This is a genomic window from Bacillus sp. F9_6S_D1_P_5 (assembly GCF_054823925.1).
Genome location: NZ_JBTREW010000008.1, coordinates 126,353 through 146,469, shown reverse-complemented (window position 1 = coordinate 146,469; position 20,117 = coordinate 126,353). Strand labels below are relative to the sequence as shown.

Sequence of the window (20,117 nt, the reverse complement as noted above, 5' to 3'; positions counted from 1 at the left end):
GAGCAGAATATAACGTTCATACCATTTAAAGAAAGGGTGTATGTGGTGCAAATGATAAAAAGATTAATTAACAAATCAGTTTTATTACTTACTATAATCGTTATGTTATCATCTGTTTTCTCTTTTCAAAGTGTAAAGGCAGTTTCAAATTCGAAAACAACTGAAGTTATCATTCATTACAAAGAACAGTCTGGAAATACAAAAGACTGGAATCTTTGGATATGGGGAGAAAATGCAAATGGTACATCATATGAATTTACTGGTGAAGATGAATTTGGAAAGTACGCTAAAATTAATATAGATGGTGACTATAATCGTGTAGGATTTATCATTCGTACAAATGATTGGGAAAAAGATGGTGGCGATCGTTGGATTGAAAATATAGAGGACGGTCGTGCTGAAGTATGGATTCTTTCTGGTGATGATAAAGTATATAACTCTAAGCCTTCTGCGGAACTATCAATTCAAAAAGCATCTATTGATAGTTTCAATGAAATTACTGTAACGACTAATGTCCCGTTTCATATTAAGGAACGGAATATTGAAATTGAAGGCATTAAAATTAAGAATATTAGTCCTTATGATAGAAACAGTGGCAATGTTACGAATAAGTTTAAAATAATTACGGAGCAGAAAATTGATTTAAAACAATCATACAAAGTTAAAATCGAAAACGTAGCTAATACGAATACTGAAATCGGTAAAGTCATTCGTAGTGAGGAATTTGATCATTCATTTTACTATGGTGGTAACGATTTAGGTAATATATATACGCCACAACATACGAAGTTCCGTGTATGGGCTCCTACTGCGAGTGAAGCAAAGTTAGTTACATATAAAAAATGGAACGATAAAATAGGTACTGAAATAAACATGCAACAAGGGGAAAAGGGCACTTGGAAAGCAGAACTAAAAGGGAACCAAAAAGGGCTCTTTTATACGTATAAGGTCAAAATTGGTGATAAGTGGACAGAAGCAGTTGATCCGTATGCACGTGCTGCTTCTGTAAATGGAGATAAAGGGGCAGTTGTTGATTTAGAAGAAACAAATCCGAAAAAATGGAAAGCAAACAAAAAGCCAAAATTTAAAAATCCGGAAGATGCTATTATTTATGAGTTACATGTACGCGATCTTTCCATCCAACCTGAAAGTGGCATTAAACAGAAAGGGAAGTATTTAGGTGTAACAGAAAAAGGAACAAAAGGGCCAGAAGGTGTAAAAACAGGACTTGATCATATAAAGGATCTTGGTGTTACTCACGTTCAGTTTTTACCGATATTTGATTATGCTTCTGTAAATGAAGAGACTTTAAATGAACCGCAATATAACTGGGGATATGATCCTAAAAATTTCAACGTTCCAGAAGGCTCTTATTCTACAAATCCTTATGAGCCGACTGTTCGAATAACTGAATTAAAGCAAATGGTTCAAACACTACATGATAATAATCTTCGAGTGGTGATGGATGTAGTATATAACCATATGTATAACGCTGCTGAATCTAATTTCCATAAGTTAGTTCCAGGTTATTATTACCGTTACAATGAAGATGGAACATTTGCAAATGGAACTGGAGTAGGAAATGATACTGCGTCAGAAAGAAAAATGATGAGGAAATTTATGATAGATTCCGTCACATATTGGGCAAAAGAATACAATTTAGATGGATTCCGTTTTGATTTAATGGGTATTCATGATTATGAAACGATGAATGAAATACGTAAAGCTGTTAATCAAATTGACCCTTCTATTATACTACATGGAGAAGGATGGGATTTAAATACACCTCTTGCAGCTGAGCTGAAAGCAAATCAAAAAAATGCAGAGAAAATGAAAGGGATTGCTCATTTTAACGATAATATACGTGATGGGTTGAAAGGTAGTGTATTTGAGGAGAAGGAAAATGGTTTTATAAATGGAAAGGAAAACATGGAAGATCGTATTAAAAAAGGTATTACGGCAGGTATTGACTACGATATAGATTCGTCTACCTACCAAGATCCAGAACAGGTATTAACTTATGTGGAAGCACATGACAATCATACATTATGGGATAAACTTGAGTTAACTAATCCAGGTGACAGTGAAGAAGTGCGAAAACAAATGCACAAATTGTCTTCTTCGATTTTATTAACATCACAAGGAATTCCATTTTTACATGCAGGACAAGAGTTTATGCGCACGAAATATGGTGATCATAACAGTTACAAATCTCCTGATTCAATTAACCAAATGGACTGGTTGCGCCGTGTAGCATTTAATAATGAAGTAGATTATATGAGGGGCTTAATAGAATTACGCAAAAAGTACCCAGCTTTTCGAATAACATCTGCAGAGCAAATAAAAACACATGTATCATTTATTGATGCTCCGAAAAATACTGTTGCTTATACAATAGAGGGAAATAAACATGAATACTTTACAGTGGCTCACAATGCAAATAGAGAAGCTGTTGAAATAACACTTCCATCGAAAGGGCCTTGGAAAATACTAGTAGATGGCAAGCAGGCGGGAAGTAAACCACTTTATGTTGTCTATGACAATAAAATTAAAGTTCCTGCATTAAGTTCCATTGTTTTAAAATCAGAAAAACCGATTAAATAAAAGCGAAGAGTGTGGAAATAAATACTGAATTGAGCAAAGTTAATAAGGATTGCAAATGAAAAAAGCGAAGTGAAGGTTATTCTCGCTTCGTTTTTAAAGTTAATGTAATATAATTTCACATACTGTAATTATATTACAATTTAATAAAAGAAATAAGCAATAGATTATTGCTATTGTGACAGTAGGGGGAGAAGATATCTTTGAGTTTATTTGTAAAATTATATGAAATACATTCGTAATTCATATAATGTTTATTATATATTCGAACATATAACGAGCTAGATGTTCGAGTTGTATTAATTCCTACAAATCGTTTAAAAATAACAAAGGCGTAAAAAGTATATGGAATTAAAATAGAGAAAAGACACCTTGAATGGTGTCTTTTCTCTATTTTGAATATGAAATGTAAATAACTCAATTGTATGTAATAGTATGTGATATCTTCACACTAACTGATTAAGAAAAATTTAAAACTCTTTTCTTAATCTATTTGTAATAAATTACATCATAAAATTTTATCAATATAATAAATAAAACTTTCTCAACATTATTTGATTTAATAACTATATTCAACCGCTCTCCAATCCATTACAATAATTTCACATTGGAAATACATGAATATTCTCAATGTTATAAATGGTTTATACCTTATAGGATTACTATGGGAAAGGATGTGAAATATCAAAAGAAAAATCATTTTTTATGATGAAATAAAAAAATTTAATGAAGAAAAAGTTATTTCATTATTTTCAAGTTTCGTTAAAGGGCATGTAATTATAATCACTATGAGACAAGGAGCAGAATCTAAAAAAATTTTTGTAGATTAGAAAATTGCATTTCAAAAATAAGTTAAACGTTTATGGAGGATTATATGAGCGAAAAAATTTATTACTGGTCTCCGATTAAGCATTGGGAGAAGTTGCATAATGAAGTTTTGATAGGGGAAATGAGATTTACAGGTATTTTGTCTGAGTGGTTTCCTGATTTTTATTTTATGGCTCAAAAAGGTGTGAAAATCAGTGAACTAGTAGAGCGCTTTTCGTTAGGAAATGTAGAAGAGACACAAAAAACCATAGAGCTCATGGTAAAAAATCGTGTGTTAGTAAGTAACATATTACACCCAAGAGAAGTATTTTCTTCACAAGAAAAGATTTTTCCAAATCCATATAGCAACCAGATTCGCTTTTCTAAAGAAGAGTTAGATAAGTATATGAGTGAACAATTAAATCGCACGCACGTTGCTGCACAGTCAACCGAAATTCAACTTGAAACAACAGATGAGCTACCCACTATAATCAAGGAACGTAGGTCTTGTCGTCAATTTGATATGGAAAAACAAATTAGTTATTCGGAATTTTCCCAATTCTTATCAACTCTAAAACAGGTTAGGGAAGAAAAAATATACTATCATTACGCAAGTGCAGGCGGGCTCTATCCAATTGATATCTTTGTTTATGTAAAACCAAAACGTATAGAGGGTATGAAAGCTGGATTTTATTATTATAACCCATCAAAAAATAGTCTTGTGATTATAAACAACATTGATCAAGTAATCAAAAGTGATCATGAGTTAATTAATCAGGATTTATTTACTCAATCTGCCTTCTCAGTTTATTTGGTTTATAATGCGAACGCTTCCATCCCGAAATACGGTTCAAATGGATATTTATTTGCTTGTATTGAGTCAGGCATTATCACTGCTACCTTAAATATGGTTGCTGAGACATTAAATTTAGGGGTTTGTTCAGTTGGTCATATGAAATTTGAAGAAATTCAGCAATTTTTATGTTTGGATAACCATCAAGTGTTTCTCCATGGGCTTGAAGTTGGCTTGAAAATTAACGAGTAGAAGAAATGAATATTAGGGGGATAAAGATAAAAATGCACATTAAAGATCGAAGTTCGATTAATGAAAATAAAGAAGTAGAAGCGTTTTGGAAGGAGCAATTAACTTCCGAGGCTCTCGATTTTTCTGTATTTAATAGCAATTACCAACTAAATAAAGAAACACCTTGTGAGTACGTTCGAGTCATAGTGAATGTAGAGTTTAGTAAAAGTATACAAAAAATAAGTAGGTCTCAAGATTTATTATTATTTAGCTGGTTTCAAGCCGCTTTAAGGGTTTGTTTGGCACATTATACAGATCAAGAAAGAATTACTATTGGTATTCCTATCATTGAAAAGAATCTTGAACAAAGTGAGAATCTTAATAAGTTGATTCCTTTAGGAAGTGAAATCCATCCGCATCACACCTTTAAACAATTAGTAAATGAGATTGAACAAACGACTTTATTCGGGTATGAAAATCAGGAGTATCCGCTCTCTGAATTATTAGTTAAACACAATTTAACTCCTTTTCAAATTGTAATCGGGATGGAAGGATTACATAATGAAAATTCGCTAGAAGAATACGCAGAGAATAATTTAGCCCTATGGATACGAAGAAAATGGAATGAAATACATAATGAATTTGAATTTCAAATCGCTTGCAAGTCCCATTCATTCTCTTCTTTGCAACAGTTTGCCAATTCGTATTGTTATGTTTTAAAACAAGTTTCACACAACCCGAATTTGGCATTGAAAGATATTTGTATTATTGCAGAAGAAGAAAAAGAGTTGCTAGAAGGATTGAATACTTTTCAAACGGGCATAGACTTGTTTCAATCATTTCAAGATTTGTTTGAAGCGCAAGTATTAAAAACTCCAGATCAAATTGCTGTTGTTTGTAATGATCAATCTTTGACATATAGAGAATTGAATAAGAAAGCGAATCAATTGGCTTCTATTCTTCAAAGTAAAGGTGTTTCAAAAGAAAGTATTATTGGCGTTATGGTAGATCGGTCATTAGAAATGATTATTGGTATGATGGGGATTTTAAAAGCAGGAGCAGCCTATTTACCAATCGACCCTAACTACCCAACTGAACGAATTGAATATATGTTACAAGATAGTCAAGCAAGATATTTACTTAGTAAGCGAACAGAGGAGGTATTGCCACAATTTGCGGGTGAAGTACTGTATCTTGATAAAGAATATCTTTCCCAAGGTGAAGAAAGTAATTTAGTACGAGAACATAATCCTAATGATTTGGCTTATGTTATTTACACATCAGGATCGACAGGAAATCCAAAAGGAGTAATGATAGAACAAAAATCTCTAGTTCATTTTTTAAATGTAATGAGAGAAAAAGTAAAGGATAATCAATCATTCTTGTTTCTTGCTAGTGTATCTTTTGATATTTCCTTGTTAGAAATATGTCTTCCTTTAACGCAAGGTTCAAAAGTAGTAATTGCTACAGAGGAGCAGTTTGCAACAAAAGAATTGGCTCATTTAGTCAAAAAACATAAGGTGGATTTATGGGAATCAACGCCATCGCGAATGGAAGTGATTTTGAGTGATCCAGAAGGGGCAAATTTTCTAAAAGATTTAAAATCTATTTTATTAGCAGGAGAAGCATTTTCCATTGATTTGGTTGAAAAAATTCGTTGTATTAGTGAAGCAACAATTTTAAATATTTATGGTCCCACAGAAACAACCATTTGCGCAACAGTGAAAGACTTGAGCACTTCCAAAGAAGTTACGATTGGCAAACCTAATCCGAATTATCATTCCTATATATTGAATAAGTATGGCCAATTAAAACCATTTGGAATTCCCGGTGAACTCTGCATTGCTGGCATAGCGGTAGCACGAGGGTATCTTGGTAAAAATAAACTAACAGATGAAAAATTTGTACCGAGTCCTTTTAAGGCAGGAGAAACGATGTATCATACAGGTGATCTCGTTCGTTGGTTGCCTAATGGAGAACTTGAATATTTAGGTCGAATGGACCATCAAGTGAAAATTCGGGGGTATCGGATTGAATTAAGAGAAATCGAAACTCAATTAAGGGAATATCCAGAAGTAAACCAAGTTATCGTTGTTGATCAAGTGTATGGAAATAGGAAATTATTAGCTGCTTACTATGTATCGGATAGCAAAGTGTCTTTTGGTGAAATCAGAAAATATTTAAGTGATAAATTACCTGAGTTTATGATTCCTGAAAAAATGATTCAGGTAGAAGAGATTCCATTGAATCCAAATGGAAAAGTGGATAGAAAAAGGTTATTGGATATAACACAAACGGATTATGTATCAATTCCATACGTTGCTCCGCGCAATGAAATTGAACAAAAATTAGTGCGTGCGTGGGAAAAAGTTATGGAGATTGAGGGAATCGGTATTCATGATAATTTTTTTGCATTAAAAGGAGAATCCATTAAAGCACTTCAGGTAATTAATTTACTAAGAAAAGACTGCTTAAAAATAAGTACAACAGATTTTTTTAAGCACCCTACAATCGCTCAACTGAGTTCTTGTGTAAAGTTAGAGCATAAAGAGGAAAACTTTGAAAGTAGACCAACTCATGTTAAAGATTTGTCTAAGCCATTTTCCTTAACAGAAGTTCAGACAGCGTATATGTTAGGACGGAATTCACAGTTTGAATTAAGTGGTATTTCACCTCAAACATATTTTGAATATGAAACAGCGTTGGATATCAATCGTCTTTCAAAAAGTTTTCGAAAGGTAATTCATCGTCATCCAATGTTGCGAGCTGTAATTTTACCAGAGGGAAAACAGCAAATATTACAAAGCGTTCCTGATTACGAGATTGAAATAGTGAGTCTCATAGATTTAGATGATAGGAATCAAAATGCTCGCTTACAAGAAGAGCGTTCTCGAATGACTAACCATGTATTCCCTTTGGGGCAATGGCCTTTGTTTGAATTAAAAGCCTTTCTTTTAAAAGAAGACATGTATTTATTATGTTTTCGATACGACGCTTTATTAATGGACGGAGCAAGCATGAACATTGTTGGACAGGATTTGTTGCATTATTATTATAAACCAAATCAAAAATTAGAATCTCTATCTTTTGATTTTCAAGATTACATGTTTATCTATGATGAAATGGAACAAAGTGAAGAATATAAAACAGCAAAAGATTATTGGACAAGTAAGCTTCCTGACTTTCCGTTTGCACCTTCTTTGCTGTTAAAAAAGGATCCAGCAGAGATTGCTACTCCTAAATTCCAATCACTTACAAAAATCATGGACAATGAAAAATGGACAAAGCTACGAAAGTTAGCACAAGAGAATGAGGTAACACCTTCCGCTCTACTTTGTACAATATATGGTGATGTGTTGGCATATTGGAGTAATCAACGTCGATTAGCAATTAATTTGACTGTATTTAACCGTTATCCTGTTCATGATGCAGTAGAACAGATTGTTGGAGATTTCACATCGCTTATTTTATTGGATGTTGATGTAAAACCAGAGCAAACTTTCTTTACTAGAGTAGAAGAAACGCAATCTACTTTATTAGATGGCCTTGAACATCGTCATTACGATGGAGTTAACTTTATTCGAGATTTTACTCGTTATCATCAAATGACGCCAAAAGCAGTTATGCCAATCGTTTTCACCTCGATGTTAGCGGGTGCAGGTGCTTTCTCTTGGGAACAACTTGGTTCTCTTCGCTATATTCATGCTCGGACTCCACAAGTGTATTTGGATAATGTAGTAATTGAAAAAAATGGAGAGTTATTAATTAGCTGGAACTATGTTGAAGAGTTGTTTGATGTTGATGTAATAGAAGCAATGTTTTCCCAATTTGTTGACTTATTGGAACAATTGGTGAAACAAAGCGATATAACATCTTTGCAGATGAAAGAATCGGATCAAACTTTAATTAAGCAATACAATGAAACAACAGAAAAAATACCTTCAACTACTCTGTATCAATTATTTACAGACCAAGTAAAACGTACACCGGATGAAGTAGCAGTGGTATTTGAACAAGAATGGTTAACATACTCGGAACTTCATAAACGCTCCAATCAAATTGCCCACTTCTTAAAAGAACAAGGCATTGGTCTAGGTGACAAAGTGGGTCTTTTAGCAAAAAGGCGAGTTGACACAATCGTTAATATGTTAGGTATTTTAAAAGCAGGTGCCGCTTATGTTCCCATTGATCCCGATCATCCTTTAGATCGCCAAACATATATTTTAAAAAATAGCTCATGCAAACTTTTATTAGAACCTAGTCTTTATGAAGAAAATCATTTGTCATTTTATACAACAGAAGATATGCCCGCTATTGCTGGTCCAGAAGATATTGCCTATATTATATACACTTCAGGAAGTACAGGGAAACCAAAAGGAGTAATTATTACTCACCAAGCGGTCACAAATACTATTCAAGACATAAATCAAAAATATGAGGTAAATGAAGATGATCGTATTATTGGTATCTCTTCCATGTGTTTTGACCTATCTGTATACGATATTTTTGGAGCTTTAAGCACAGGTGCAATGTTGGTAATGATTCGTGATCCAAGAGACATGCAAGAATTAATCCGCACTGTCGAACGTAGAGGGATTACAATTTGGAATACAGTGCCTGCAATCATGGATTTGGCATTGGATCAAGTAGGTTCTCATTTTGAACATTCTTCTTTACGTTTAGTTTTACATAGTGGAGATTGGATACCGCTTTCTTTACCAGAAAAAATAAAACGACATTTTCCGATTGCAGAAGTAGTTTCACTAGGAGGGGCAACAGAAGCATCGATTTGGTCAATTTATTATCCGGTCAAACAGGTGGAATCACATTGGAATAGTATTCCATACGGGATGCCCTTGGCAAACCAAACGTATTATGTGTTGAACTATGAAAAGAAAATGTGCCCTGTTGGTGTAATTGGAGATTTATATATCGGGGGAGTTGGCCTTGCTAAAGGATATTTAAATGATGAACAGAAAACGAATGACGCATTTGTATCACATCCTGATTTTGGTCTTTTATACAAAACAGGAGATTGTGGGAAAATGCATCCTGAGGGATATATTGAATTTTTAGGCCGCCAAGATTATCAAGTGAAAATTCAAGGATATCGAGTAGAGTTAGAAGAAATTGCCCATTGTCTTCTAACTTACAAACAAGTCGAACATGCTGTCGTAATTGATCAAACAGATGAGAATGGAATAAAATTTTTAGTTGCATATGTGGTAACTGAGCAAAATATTAGTACAACAGAACTACGAAAGCATTTGCGAGATCACTTGCCAGATTACATGATTCCTTCTTATTTTGTTTATTTGGGACAATTACCCTTGACTCCAAACGGGAAATTAGATAGAAAAGCGCTCCCCACTCCAGAGAAACAAAAAAATGAAGTATTTATTGCTCCAAAAACTGAAATGGAAAAAATATTAACTAGTATTTGGCAAGAAGTACTCAAAATAGATCAAGTTGGAGTAAATGATCATTTCTTCGCCTTAGGTGGAGATTCGATAAAAGCGATTCAAGTGTCCGTCAGACTGTATCGACAAGGATTTGAGCTTGAACCAAAAAATCTATTTTCATTTCCTATATTAAGCGACATGGTTCAATTTGTTAAAAAGCTAGACCAGTTTTCAAGTTCACAAACAAATGATGTAAACATAATGAACGATAATAAAGCTACATTACTAAATGTTAAAGATAAACAACTTAATCAACATACACTTACCAAAATACAAGAAAAAATGCCGGATGTAGAAATAGAACGTATTTACCCGTTAGCACCTTTCCAGGAAGTTATTTATGAGCATGCTACGAATGAACCTGATACAAATGCATATTTTGAACAAATAATTTGGGCACTTGAGGGGGAGTTGGATATTAAACTCTTTATTCAGTGTTTCCAACAATTAGTTGATCGTCATGATTCTTTAAGAACAATAATTGTGCAAGATGAACAAGCAAAACCTTGGCAAGCTGTTCTATATGATGTTCAAATAAATTCAGAAATAAAAAACTTGATTGAGATGACGAAACAAGAACAGCAAGAATTCCTAGACCAGTGGATGAGTGAAAATTTAAGTCAAGGATTCAAAAATGATGAACTCATGAACCGTGTCTGTATATTCCAACTAGGTAATAACGAGCATAAGGTGGTTTGGAGTTCGCATCATCTATTATGTGATGGTTGGAGCGTCAGCATTTTAATAGACGAATTATTCCAGCTCTATGAAACAAAAAATGCCGGAACTACGGCGGAGTTACCTATGGTAAAACCTTTTGAAACATTCATAGACTGGACTTTAGCACAAGACCATCAGAAAGCACGTCATTTTTGGCGGGATTATTTATCAGGATACAATCGAAAGACTAGTATTCCTAAAAAGAAAGTGCCAACTAAAAGTGAAGGGTTAAACTTCACTTTTATGGATTTAACCTTAGATAAGGATTTAACTAGTCAGTTACAGACATTTGTAACTAAAAACAATATAACTATGAATACAGCATTACTAGCTGTATGGGGAATATTGCTTGGCAAATACAATGGAACGAGAGAAGTAGTATTACCTAATCTCGTATCAGTTAGACCTCCTGAAGTAGAAGGAATTGAAAATATGTTCGGTCTGTTCACAAATGTTTTACCTATCCGACTAGCATGGACAGAAACACAAACTTTTGTAGATTTCCTGCAAAAAGTACAACTAGAAACATTGAAATGTAATGAGTATGCATACTATTCATTTGTTGATATACAAAAGCAAAGTGAATTAAAAAATCAGTTGACTGACCATCTTTGGGTTTTTGAAAACTATCCAACTAACCAAGCTATCTTCTCTTCAAATGAAAACAGAAATTTTGCTATCACAGATTACGAAGTTGTTGATGAGCCGCATGTAAAGTATGGAATTATGTGCTTCCCTGAAGAGAAACTTACAATAAAGTTTGGATATGATCAAACCGTATATGAAGAAGCAAAAATACAAGAAATATTGAATCACATGCATCGGTTAATCAACATGATTCTTCAAAATCCAATACAAGCAATCGGTGATTACAAATTATAAAAAATGAAAAGGCGAGCAAGAACTCGCCTTTTTAAATAGAATAGGAGTAAACTATATGACAAAAAACTTGCAGTTATCAGCCGAAGAGATGCGTCAGTTAGGATATCAAGCGGTTGACTTGATTGTTGATCATATGAATCATTTAAAAAGTAAACCAGTTTCGGAAACAATTGATAGTAATATTTTTAGAGACAAGCTAATTGAAACGATTCCGGAAAAAGGATCTAATCCAAATGAGTTACTTCATTTTCTTAATAACAATGTGTTTAATCAAATTACTCATGTGGATCATCCTCATTTTATGGCTTTTGTGCCAGGTCCTAATAATTATGTTGGTGTAGTAGCAGATTTTTTAGCAAGTGGGTTTAATGTATTTCCTACAGCTTGGATAGTAGGTGCAGGTGCTGAACAAATTGAATTAACGACAATTAACTGGTTAAAATTAATGCTAGGGTTCCCTGATTCAGCTGAAGGACTATTTGTCAGTGGCGGTTCTATGGCTAATTTGACTGCACTTACTGTAGCGAGACAGGTCAAGCTGAACAATGACATAGAAAATGCGGTTGTGTATTTCTCTAGCCAAACTCATTTTTCTGTAGATCGAGCACTTAAAGTATTAGGTTTTAAACAGCATCAAATTTGCCGAATTGAGACAGATGAAGATTTAAAAATTTCAGTTAGTACTTTAAGAAAGCAAATAAAAGAAGATCGATTAAAAGGGAAAAAACCATTCTGTGTTATTGCGAATGCAGGGACAACGAATTGCGGAGCGGTGGACTCCCTCGATGAATTGGCTGATGTATGTGGTGATGAAGATATATGGCTACACGTGGATGGTGCTTATGGGGCTGCAGCAATTCTTAGTGAAAAAGGGAGGAAGTTGTTAAGCGGGATTCATCGTGCTGATTCTTTGACGTTAGACCCGCATAAATGGCTTTTTCAGCCTTATGATGTTGGTTGTGTACTCATTCAAAATAGCCAATATTTAAGTAAAACGTTCCGTATGATCCCGGAGTATATTAAGGATACGGAAACCAATATAGAAGAAAAAGTGAATTTTGGGGAGCGTGGAATTGAACTTTCTCGTAGATTTAGAGCATTAAAAGTATGGCTTTCTTTTAAAGCATTCGGAGTTACAGCTTTTCGTGAGGCAATTGATCATGGCATTATGCTAGCTGAACAAGTTGAAGAGTTTTTAAGGAAAGAAAAGGATTGGGAAGTAGTAACACCTGCCCAATTAGGAATTGTTACTTTTCGTTATATTCCATGTGAGCTAACATCTACAGATACAATTCATGAAATAAACAAAAAATTGGTGGAAGAAATTAATCAAAGAGGATTTGCTATGCTAAGTACGACTAGATTGAAAGAAAAAGTAGTAATTCGACTTTGCTCTATCAATCCAAGGACAACAATAGAAGAAATGCTTCAAATCATGATGAACATAAAAGCAGTAGCAGAGGAAATAAACACTTCGTCTAAACATCTTATATCTGTTTCTCAGCCTTGATATATTAGGTGAATTTTACATAGCAATAGCCGATTCTAAATAAGAATCGGCTATTGCTAATAGATAATAACACTCACAAATGTATGCTATTTATGAGTGTTTCTCTTGTAAAGATATTAAGCCTTAACCTTAGATACTCTTTTGAAACCAGTCTTTACTGCTTGTATCATTTCGTTCACAGCGTAAATAGATACATCAGCATTTGGATTTAATCCTTCAAACCAGTGATAGGCATTTGGATATAAATGAAATTCGACATCAACACCAGCTTGCGCTAGTTTGCTTACATAGGTTAATGTTTCACTGCGGAATGGATCCAATTGACCAACAAATGTGTAGGTATATGGTAAGCCACTATAATCCTCAGCTCGAGAAGGTGCTGCATAGGCAGGGATTTGATCCGTTCCATACATTTCTCCTAAATACATTTTCCAACCAGCTTCATTTGCCTTTTGATTCCAAACAAATCCCTCTTTAATTTCATTGGCCGAAGGTGTATTATTTCGGTCATCAATCATTGGATAGAGTGGCATTTGTAAACAAATCGAAGGGTATTTTCGATCTCGGGCTAATAATGATAATGCTGCTGTTAGTCCACCTCCAGCGCTTACTCCTGCAACCCCAATTCGATTCGAATCAATGTTTAATAACTCTGCATTATCAGCAATCCATTTTAAAGCTGCATAACAATCTTCAATTGGTGCTGGGTAAGGATGTTCAGGAGCTAAGCGATAGTCTACAGATACGACCACACAGCGAGCTTCTTTTGCAAACCTCATACAAGTATCATCGTTATCATCTATAGAACCTAAGATATAACCACCACCATGTATCCATAATAAGACAGGTAAAGATTTATGATTTGATTTTGGACGATAAATTCTTAATGGTAAAGGATTAGCATCTGGTCCAACAATGACTTCATCTGTTAACGAAAGGGAGTCATCAACAACGGTAGGTGGCCTCATTTGAGCTATTCCTTCTCTAATTGATTGCAAGTTTTCCGGGCGTAAATCGAGATCCGGAAACATCTCTAACCCTTGTAATAATTCTGGATTTACTCTATTTTTCATTTTAGCACCTCTATTTGTAATTGTTTTCAAATAAATGAAGTGTATTCTAAGTAGTTTAATTGTGAAAGAACACCACAATTAAATTGTAAATGGAATATGTTATAACAGTCAACAGAATATTCAGAAAATAAAACCTTTCTCAAGAAGGAGTTTCACGCAACCAATAATACAAGTAGTGGATTTAGGAACAAAGTGTTTTCATGCCGTTGTACTTATGTACACTTAGTTTTCTAACTAAACCAAGTGATGATCTTTTTTATTTTAATGACATTTTAATGGAAAAAAGATTAGCGGAATTAAACAATTTGAAAGTAGGAGACAAAGTTAAAGTGCAATCAGAGGATAAGAAGGAAACCCTTGAAGTTGAAATTATCGGTATTTACGAAACTGTGCATGTTCCTGTAAACCGCCATACACCGCTGTATAAGGGCTCTTACCAGTATAATAAGTATCAGGATTAAACGCCGCTTTAGATTCTTCAGTAAACATGAAAAATGACAAAACTGTAAGAATGCCCGAATGTTTGTAAGAAAGTTCGATGTTTTCCTTTTTCTTTTTTTATTATAGTGAAAAAGAAGAAAGAAGAAAGAAGAAAGAAGAAGGAGATGTCATGCTCATGGTGATACTTATTTTTATGAAATTTTAAAAAACGTGGGAAGGGAAGGAAGATGAAGTCTTCTCAACTCGTGTTTATAAACGTTAGTCGAAATTTACGAAGGTATGCCGCTTATTTTTTAAGTGAAAACGTCATGTTAGAGGAAGAAAACAGTACACTCACATAGTTAAGAAGCAGTTAAGTTCCATTTAACCCTTTTTTCCCCATAATAAAATTATAAGCGTACAAGAAGGTTGGTATTTTTAGATGAGTACAATAATCAAAACTATTCATGTAATGAAGGAATATGGCAATCAGTTAAATACCTTATTATAAAGGAGGGATTTGAAAATGTCTTTTTCACAATTCAATATTGATATTTTCCGAGCAATTAATGATTTAGGTAAACAATATTCATTTCTAAACTCAACCATGGTATTTTTGGCAGAATATATGGTATATATTTTAGCTTTAATTGTTTTAGCTTATTGGTTTACTAGGTCTAGAAAAAGTAGGATGATGGTTATTCAAGCGATGGTTGCTTTTGTAATTGCTGAGGTGATTGGAAAAATAGCAGGGAAATTTCATTTAAATTATCAACCTTTTGCAGTATTGCCTGATGTAAATAAACTTGTAGACCATACTGTAGATAATTCATTTTTTTTCAATTTGTTTTTCGTTTTGGGTTGTTCATAAAAAAGCTGGTTGGTTATGGCTTATACTTGCATTTTGTGTAGCGATTTCTCGTATTTGGGTAGGGGTTCATTATCCTTTTGACGTTGCAATAGGGGCTTTAATAGGATGTGTTTCAGCGTTATTTTCGTATTGGTTAGTACCGAGATTTTCTTTTATCAATCAATTAGTTACTCTATATGAAAGAGTAGAGAAACATGTTTTACCACCCAAAAACAAATCAAATGGATTTTGAGTATCCCTCTTTCGCATCCTCATTACTATTTTCCGCAAGATGCAACTATTTATATCCACAAAGGTGATAAGGAGTGGGTGTACGTCCAAGTAACAAAATATTTTACTTGATTTAAGCATGACTTTAAATCAAATTTGTGAAATTACAAATGTGTCCAGAGCATCGTTATACAGAAAGTTAATAGAAATGAACAATTAGTTAATCTTTATTCTGCTAAAGGGGATTTTTAAATGGTTAACGAAATCATTGTTATATGGAAGTTAATTTAAAGATAAAGCGGAATTGGGGGCCTCATATGACTGCAGAAATAATCTTTGCATCCAATAAATTAGGAATAATAAATGATGATCAATTACAATCGATGCTCAATAAATTTAATTTGGGTAAACTCATTTCATCGAAAAAAACAGCACATGGAGCTATGGGCCAAACTATGTTTGTCTCGTCAACAGAAGGAGAGTATGTTTTTAAAGGAAATCCACTTTATGATGGTCAATTGGTTGAGGAAAAGTTCTTTGTAGAAAATATCGATAAAAGAACAAACGTGACTGTCCCTATGCCATATATAATTGATGATTCGGATATAATTTTTGGTTGGAGTTATGCACTAATGCCTTGTCTTCAAGGCGAACATCTAAACTCAAAATATTTGAAAGCTAATCTCAAATTAAATGACAAGTTTAAAATAGCCGAATTAATCGCTAAAACATTATCTGAATTTCATAATTGGAAAGTCAACGAATTTGGTGAACTTAATACGGAAAAACTTGAGATAATTCCCTTTAAAAATTCATACACGCAATGGCTTTTCAATAGAATATTATTTTGGTTAGAGGATGCCAAAAAATACTCGAAAATTACGGAGAAGGATTTAAAATGGGTGGAAGCTTTATTAGACGAATCCAAGGGGGCTTTTGAAAATTTATCTACTCCAACTTTTGTAATGGGTGATTTTAAACCTGGAAACTTCTTAATATATTTAGGTGACAATGGATGGGAATTGGGTGGTGTTTTTGATTTTACAAATTCATATTTTGCAGATCCCGTTTCTGATCTAATAAAGATGATTACCTACTATATAGATAACAATGAAGGTAATATCGCAAAACATTTAGTTAATTTGTATTGTAAAAATTTAGAAGGGAAAGAGGATATAAAAAAACGTATTAAAGTACATATGCTTCATCAAAGACTTCTAGATTGGGGTTGTGCAAAAGCAATGAATATGGTCACCTGGGATAATGAACTTCCATTTTATGAATGGGTAGAATCGTACACGAATTCAGTAGCAGATCTTATTGATTAAAATAGAAATCCCTTAATCAAGTCAACATTTTGAATGGGCCGATATATTCAATGCACCTATTTACATCCATGAATACTTTCCCGTAAACATTTTATAAGTATTATTGCAGAATTAAACCTACAATCATAATTAAACTAAATAGTATCAACCAACCAAACGCACAATAACCGAAAATTCTAATCCATTTAGGTAATTGATTCATGTTAACTCTATTTGTTGGAACTCCTTGCATAGAAAACATCATTTTTTGATCTCTATCCCTATTATTTTGTTGTTCATACATAATATCATCACCTTTCTAGAAATATTGTGTTTATAGTATATCAGTCTGAAGGAAATTATGTACCGAATAAAAGTGGCTAGCGTGCTGAATTTAATAAAAATTGCTCACGGCTCTAAAAGCTAACCATATTCTCTTTGTACATTTAGAAAACTAATATTATATACTCATAAATAATATTTAACACTACTCCTTTATAAATACTGAAAAAGAGCCCTACATAAATAGGACTCTTTTTCTTCAATTTATTAACTTACTGGATATACATTAGAACCAAGATAACGTTCTTTTATAATTTGTAGATGATGAAGCTCATGACCAGCGATGATGTATGCTAATGCACGAACTGTAACTTCAGATCTATTCGCATTTCCTCTTTGTAACCAAGCCTCTTCATCTAAACTTTTAAGTAAATGTACGGTAGATTGGCGAACAACTATGAAGTTCTCAAGAAGATCTTGTATAGATTGCTTATCAAAAGCAGCTTTAAGAACATACATTTCATCTTTATAGCCTGGAAGTTCTGCTTTCTCGCCTCGAGCGATAGATAGCAAACGATACGCCATAATACGTTCTGTATCTGCTATATGACCAATTACTTCTTTTATACTCCATTTACTAGGAGCATATCGGAAAAGTCCCTCACTATCAGAAATCTCCTTTAATAAACGGTTCGTTTCCTGTATCTGTTGTTCTAGAATATGTATGATATTTCCGTCTGATACCAAGTTAATATACGTTGCATAATACGGGTTATATTCACTTGCCTTTGGTCTTATTTGCATACGAATCCTCCTTTGTTTTTAATCTTTAAGTACAGATTATCATAAAATGGGGTCGAATTAATCTGAAAATTTGAAGTTGAAATTAAAAACATTGTATTTTTCTAAAGAATTTACAAGCTTACGTAACACGTGGAAATAGTTTGCTTTTACATTAAATAATAAACTGAAAAAGGATTTGCGATTTAACTCTAGAATATCGTTCATTAATATTAATTGCTTTTTTGATCTGTATGGAAATAAAGAAAGGTTGTGAAATTATATGATGGATTGTAAAGCCATGCTGTTTGATTTAGATGATACGTTACTTGATAGGGATAAGGCAGTAGATAACTTGTTTTTATTAGTTTTAGAAAAGTGTTATGAGGATGTTAGTGATACAGTCAAAAACAATATGTTACAGCAATTCAAAGAATATGATAAAAGGGAATACGGCATAAGTAATAAAACGATAGTTTTGGAATCGTTGTTTGATGAATTCCCGCCGAAGTATAGATTGCCACGCAATTATATCCAAGATTTTTGGAATGAAAATTTCCCTAAATGTTTTTCAATAGACCCAAATACTATTCATTTCTTAAACCATATAAAGAGTCACTTTAAAATTGGAATTATAACAAACGGCTCAACGCATAGACAAACAGCTAAAATAATTAACACAAATTTAAACAATTACTTTGATACGATTATTATTTCTGAAGAAGTAGGATTGAGTAAACCTGATAAACGTATATTCGAACTAGCATTAAATAAGCTAAATGTACAGTCGGAAAATACTTTATTTGTTGGGGATGACTTAGAAAAGGATATTGCTGGTTCTCAAAATGCAAATATAAAAGGAATATGGTTTAACCCTCATAGAATCACAAATAAGACTGAAATAAAACCGTATTCTGAGATTGATACTTTTGATAGTTTATTAAGTTATATTACCCCACAATATTTTTATAATAAGTGAAAATATTGTGGGGTAATAATTACAAAGATTTCATTTACCGTAATATAAATAAAAAATAAAAACAAAGAAACACTTAAATCTCTTTCCACTGCAAATATTAGTATTTTAAAATGTACTAACAAAGCATGATAAGAAAATTATGGAGGAGTGATACTATGGAAATAAAGAAAGTAGTAATTAACGGAATAAATATTGCGCTCATAAAAAATGATAAAGTACTAATATCCGATGTTCAAACGGCATTGGATCTTATGGCAACAGTTCAATATGAGATGGATGCGAAACATATTATTATTGACAAATCATTACTAAGCGAAAGTTTCTTTGACTTAAAAACACGCCTTGCCGGTGATATCCTTCAAAAGTTTATAAACTACAAGGTAAAGATTGCTATTATTGGAGATTTCACTATGTATACTAGCAAAAACTTAAAGGATTTTATTTATGAATGTAATAAAGGGAAAGACATTTTTTACTTAGCAACTGAACAACAAGCAATTGAAAAACTAAGTACATTATAGCAATAATACCTCAGTAAAATATTCCTCTTTTTCACTTCGCTTATTATTTACAACATATAAGAACTAATGTTTGTGATAAAATAAGAGATGAATAAAGGGGGAGTTTTTTTGAACAAATTTAATGATGTAATCCAAAATTTAAACAATATAATTTACAAACCTAACGAATTAATAATTACGAATCTAAAAGAAGAACAGCAAAACGCAGAATATGCGGGATGTTTATTTCACTTAAATCATAAAAGCATTCGTTTTAGAATATCAAAAATTACCCCTAATAAAATTGGGCAATTTGTTTCTTTTTGGGAGAAAGATGACAATATGCATAATCAAGCATTTTCTTTTGACGCTGCTCCTGACCTATTAGTTATCACTTGTATAGGTGAAAATAAATTAGGACAATTTATTTTCCCTAAAGAAATTCTACTTAAAGAAAAAATATTGAAAACTCAAAGTCAAAAAGGAAAGATGGCTATGAGAGTTTATCCAGTTTGGGATACTCCTGTTAGCAACCAAGCTAAAAAGAGCCAAATGTGGCAACTTCAATATTTTGTTGATTTAAGCAATCATAATCATTTACCTATAGATAAACTATTACATTTCTATTTGTAGCTTCTTTTCTTTAGTAATCTTGCGAGTTAGAATTTTTGTACCGGTACAGTTAAACG

The 20,117-nt window shown here is 33.0% G+C and carries 11 protein-coding genes and 3 pseudogenes; 11 read left to right on the top strand and 3 right to left on the bottom strand.

What is annotated here, in order from left to right; translation table 11 throughout:
• The first annotated feature begins 45 nt into the window (after positions 1-45).
• From pulA to ACUXEY_RS12125, 4 genes are all read left to right on the top strand, one after another.
• Positions 46-2,604: a type I pullulanase gene (gene pulA, locus ACUXEY_RS12140; RefSeq protein ID WP_461300795.1), complete on the top strand. Its 2,559-nt coding sequence runs from the start codon at positions 46-48 to the stop codon at positions 2,602-2,604.
• A gap of 871 nt (positions 2,605-3,475) precedes the next feature.
• A complete protein-coding gene (locus ACUXEY_RS12135) occupies positions 3,476-4,453 on the top strand; it encodes a SagB/ThcOx family dehydrogenase (protein ID WP_461300794.1) in 978 nt (325 codons plus the stop codon).
• 32 nt (positions 4,454-4,485) lie between these two features.
• On the top strand, positions 4,486-11,496 hold the full coding sequence (locus tag ACUXEY_RS12130; protein ID WP_461300793.1) for an amino acid adenylation domain-containing protein: 7,011 nt from the start codon (positions 4,486-4,488) through the stop codon (positions 11,494-11,496).
• A 55-nt stretch (positions 11,497-11,551) separates the two neighbouring features.
• Entirely contained in the window at positions 11,552-13,006 is a 1,455-nt protein-coding gene (locus tag ACUXEY_RS12125) for a pyridoxal phosphate-dependent decarboxylase family protein (protein ID WP_429603459.1), read from the top strand.
• A 116-nt stretch (positions 13,007-13,122) separates the two neighbouring features.
• Here the strand turns inward: ACUXEY_RS12125 and ACUXEY_RS12120 are convergent, their stop codons facing one another.
• Positions 13,123-14,079 (bottom strand): alpha/beta hydrolase, encoded by a 957-nt coding sequence (locus tag ACUXEY_RS12120; RefSeq protein ID WP_461300792.1) that lies wholly within the window; start codon positions 14,077-14,079, stop codon positions 13,123-13,125.
• A 263-nt stretch (positions 14,080-14,342) separates the two neighbouring features.
• On the opposite strand from ACUXEY_RS12120, the pseudogene ACUXEY_RS12115 reads away from it, so the two are divergent.
• The 4 genes and pseudogenes from ACUXEY_RS12115 to ACUXEY_RS12100 all read left to right on the top strand — a co-directional run.
• A pseudogene (locus tag ACUXEY_RS12115) lies at positions 14,343-14,498 on the top strand (ABC transporter permease); the annotation flags it as partial.
• Positions 14,499-15,025: 527 nt separating this feature from the next.
• Positions 15,026-15,602, top strand: a pseudogene (locus ACUXEY_RS12110) (undecaprenyl-diphosphatase).
• Between the two features lie 114 nt (positions 15,603-15,716).
• Positions 15,717-15,800, top strand: a pseudogene (locus ACUXEY_RS12105) (helix-turn-helix domain-containing protein); the annotation flags it as partial.
• A gap of 97 nt (positions 15,801-15,897) precedes the next feature.
• A complete protein-coding gene (locus ACUXEY_RS12100) occupies positions 15,898-16,908 on the top strand; it encodes an aminoglycoside phosphotransferase family protein (protein ID WP_461300791.1) in 1,011 nt (336 codons plus the stop codon).
• Positions 16,909-17,008: 100 nt separating this feature from the next.
• On the opposite strand, the gene ACUXEY_RS12095 is transcribed toward ACUXEY_RS12100, so the two are convergent.
• Together ACUXEY_RS12095 and ACUXEY_RS12090 are read right to left on the bottom strand one after the other, a co-directional pair.
• A complete protein-coding gene (locus tag ACUXEY_RS12095; protein WP_166703836.1) occupies positions 17,009-17,191 on the bottom strand; it encodes a hypothetical protein in 183 nt (60 codons plus the stop codon).
• A gap of 245 nt (positions 17,192-17,436) precedes the next feature.
• A complete protein-coding gene (locus tag ACUXEY_RS12090) occupies positions 17,437-17,973 on the bottom strand; it encodes a DinB family protein (RefSeq protein ID WP_461300790.1) in 537 nt (178 codons plus the stop codon).
• A gap of 262 nt (positions 17,974-18,235) precedes the next feature.
• Between ACUXEY_RS12090 and ACUXEY_RS12085 the strand changes: the two genes are divergently transcribed.
• From ACUXEY_RS12085 to ACUXEY_RS12075, 3 genes are all read left to right on the top strand, one after another.
• Positions 18,236-18,928 carry an HAD family hydrolase gene (locus ACUXEY_RS12085; RefSeq protein WP_461300838.1) on the top strand — a complete coding sequence of 231 codons (693 nt, stop codon included), beginning with the start codon at positions 18,236-18,238 and terminating at the stop codon, positions 18,926-18,928.
• Between the two features lie 155 nt (positions 18,929-19,083).
• A complete protein-coding gene (locus ACUXEY_RS12080; RefSeq protein ID WP_461300789.1) occupies positions 19,084-19,449 on the top strand; it encodes a DUF4180 domain-containing protein in 366 nt (121 codons plus the stop codon).
• 108 nt (positions 19,450-19,557) lie between these two features.
• A complete protein-coding gene (locus ACUXEY_RS12075; protein WP_461300788.1) occupies positions 19,558-20,061 on the top strand; it encodes a MepB family protein in 504 nt (167 codons plus the stop codon).
• Positions 20,062-20,117: the final 56 nt, after the last annotated feature.

Bases quoted from the DNA above. Each gene is read 5' to 3' on its own strand.
- ACUXEY_RS12135 (WP_461300794.1), top strand. From the start codon at position 3,476: ATGAGCGAAAAAATTTATTACTGGTCTCCGATTAAGCATTGGGAGAAG.
- ACUXEY_RS12125 (WP_429603459.1), top strand. From the start codon at position 11,552: ATGACAAAAAACTTGCAGTTATCAGCCGAAGAGATGCGTCAGTTAGGA.
- ACUXEY_RS12090 (WP_461300790.1), bottom strand. From the start codon at position 17,973: ATGCAAATAAGACCAAAGGCAAGTGAATATAACCCGTATTATGCAACG.
- ACUXEY_RS12120 (WP_461300792.1), bottom strand. From the start codon at position 14,079: ATGAAAAATAGAGTAAATCCAGAATTATTACAAGGGTTAGAGATGTTT.
- ACUXEY_RS12100 (WP_461300791.1), top strand. From the start codon at position 15,898: ATGACTGCAGAAATAATCTTTGCATCCAATAAATTAGGAATAATAAAT.
- ACUXEY_RS12085 (WP_461300838.1), top strand. From the start codon at position 18,236: ATGGATTGTAAAGCCATGCTGTTTGATTTAGATGATACGTTACTTGAT.
- ACUXEY_RS12080 (WP_461300789.1), top strand. From the start codon at position 19,084: ATGGAAATAAAGAAAGTAGTAATTAACGGAATAAATATTGCGCTCATA.
- ACUXEY_RS12095 (WP_166703836.1), bottom strand. From the start codon at position 17,191: ATGTATGAACAACAAAATAATAGGGATAGAGATCAAAAAATGATGTTT.
- ACUXEY_RS12130 (WP_461300793.1), top strand. From the start codon at position 4,486: ATGCACATTAAAGATCGAAGTTCGATTAATGAAAATAAAGAAGTAGAA.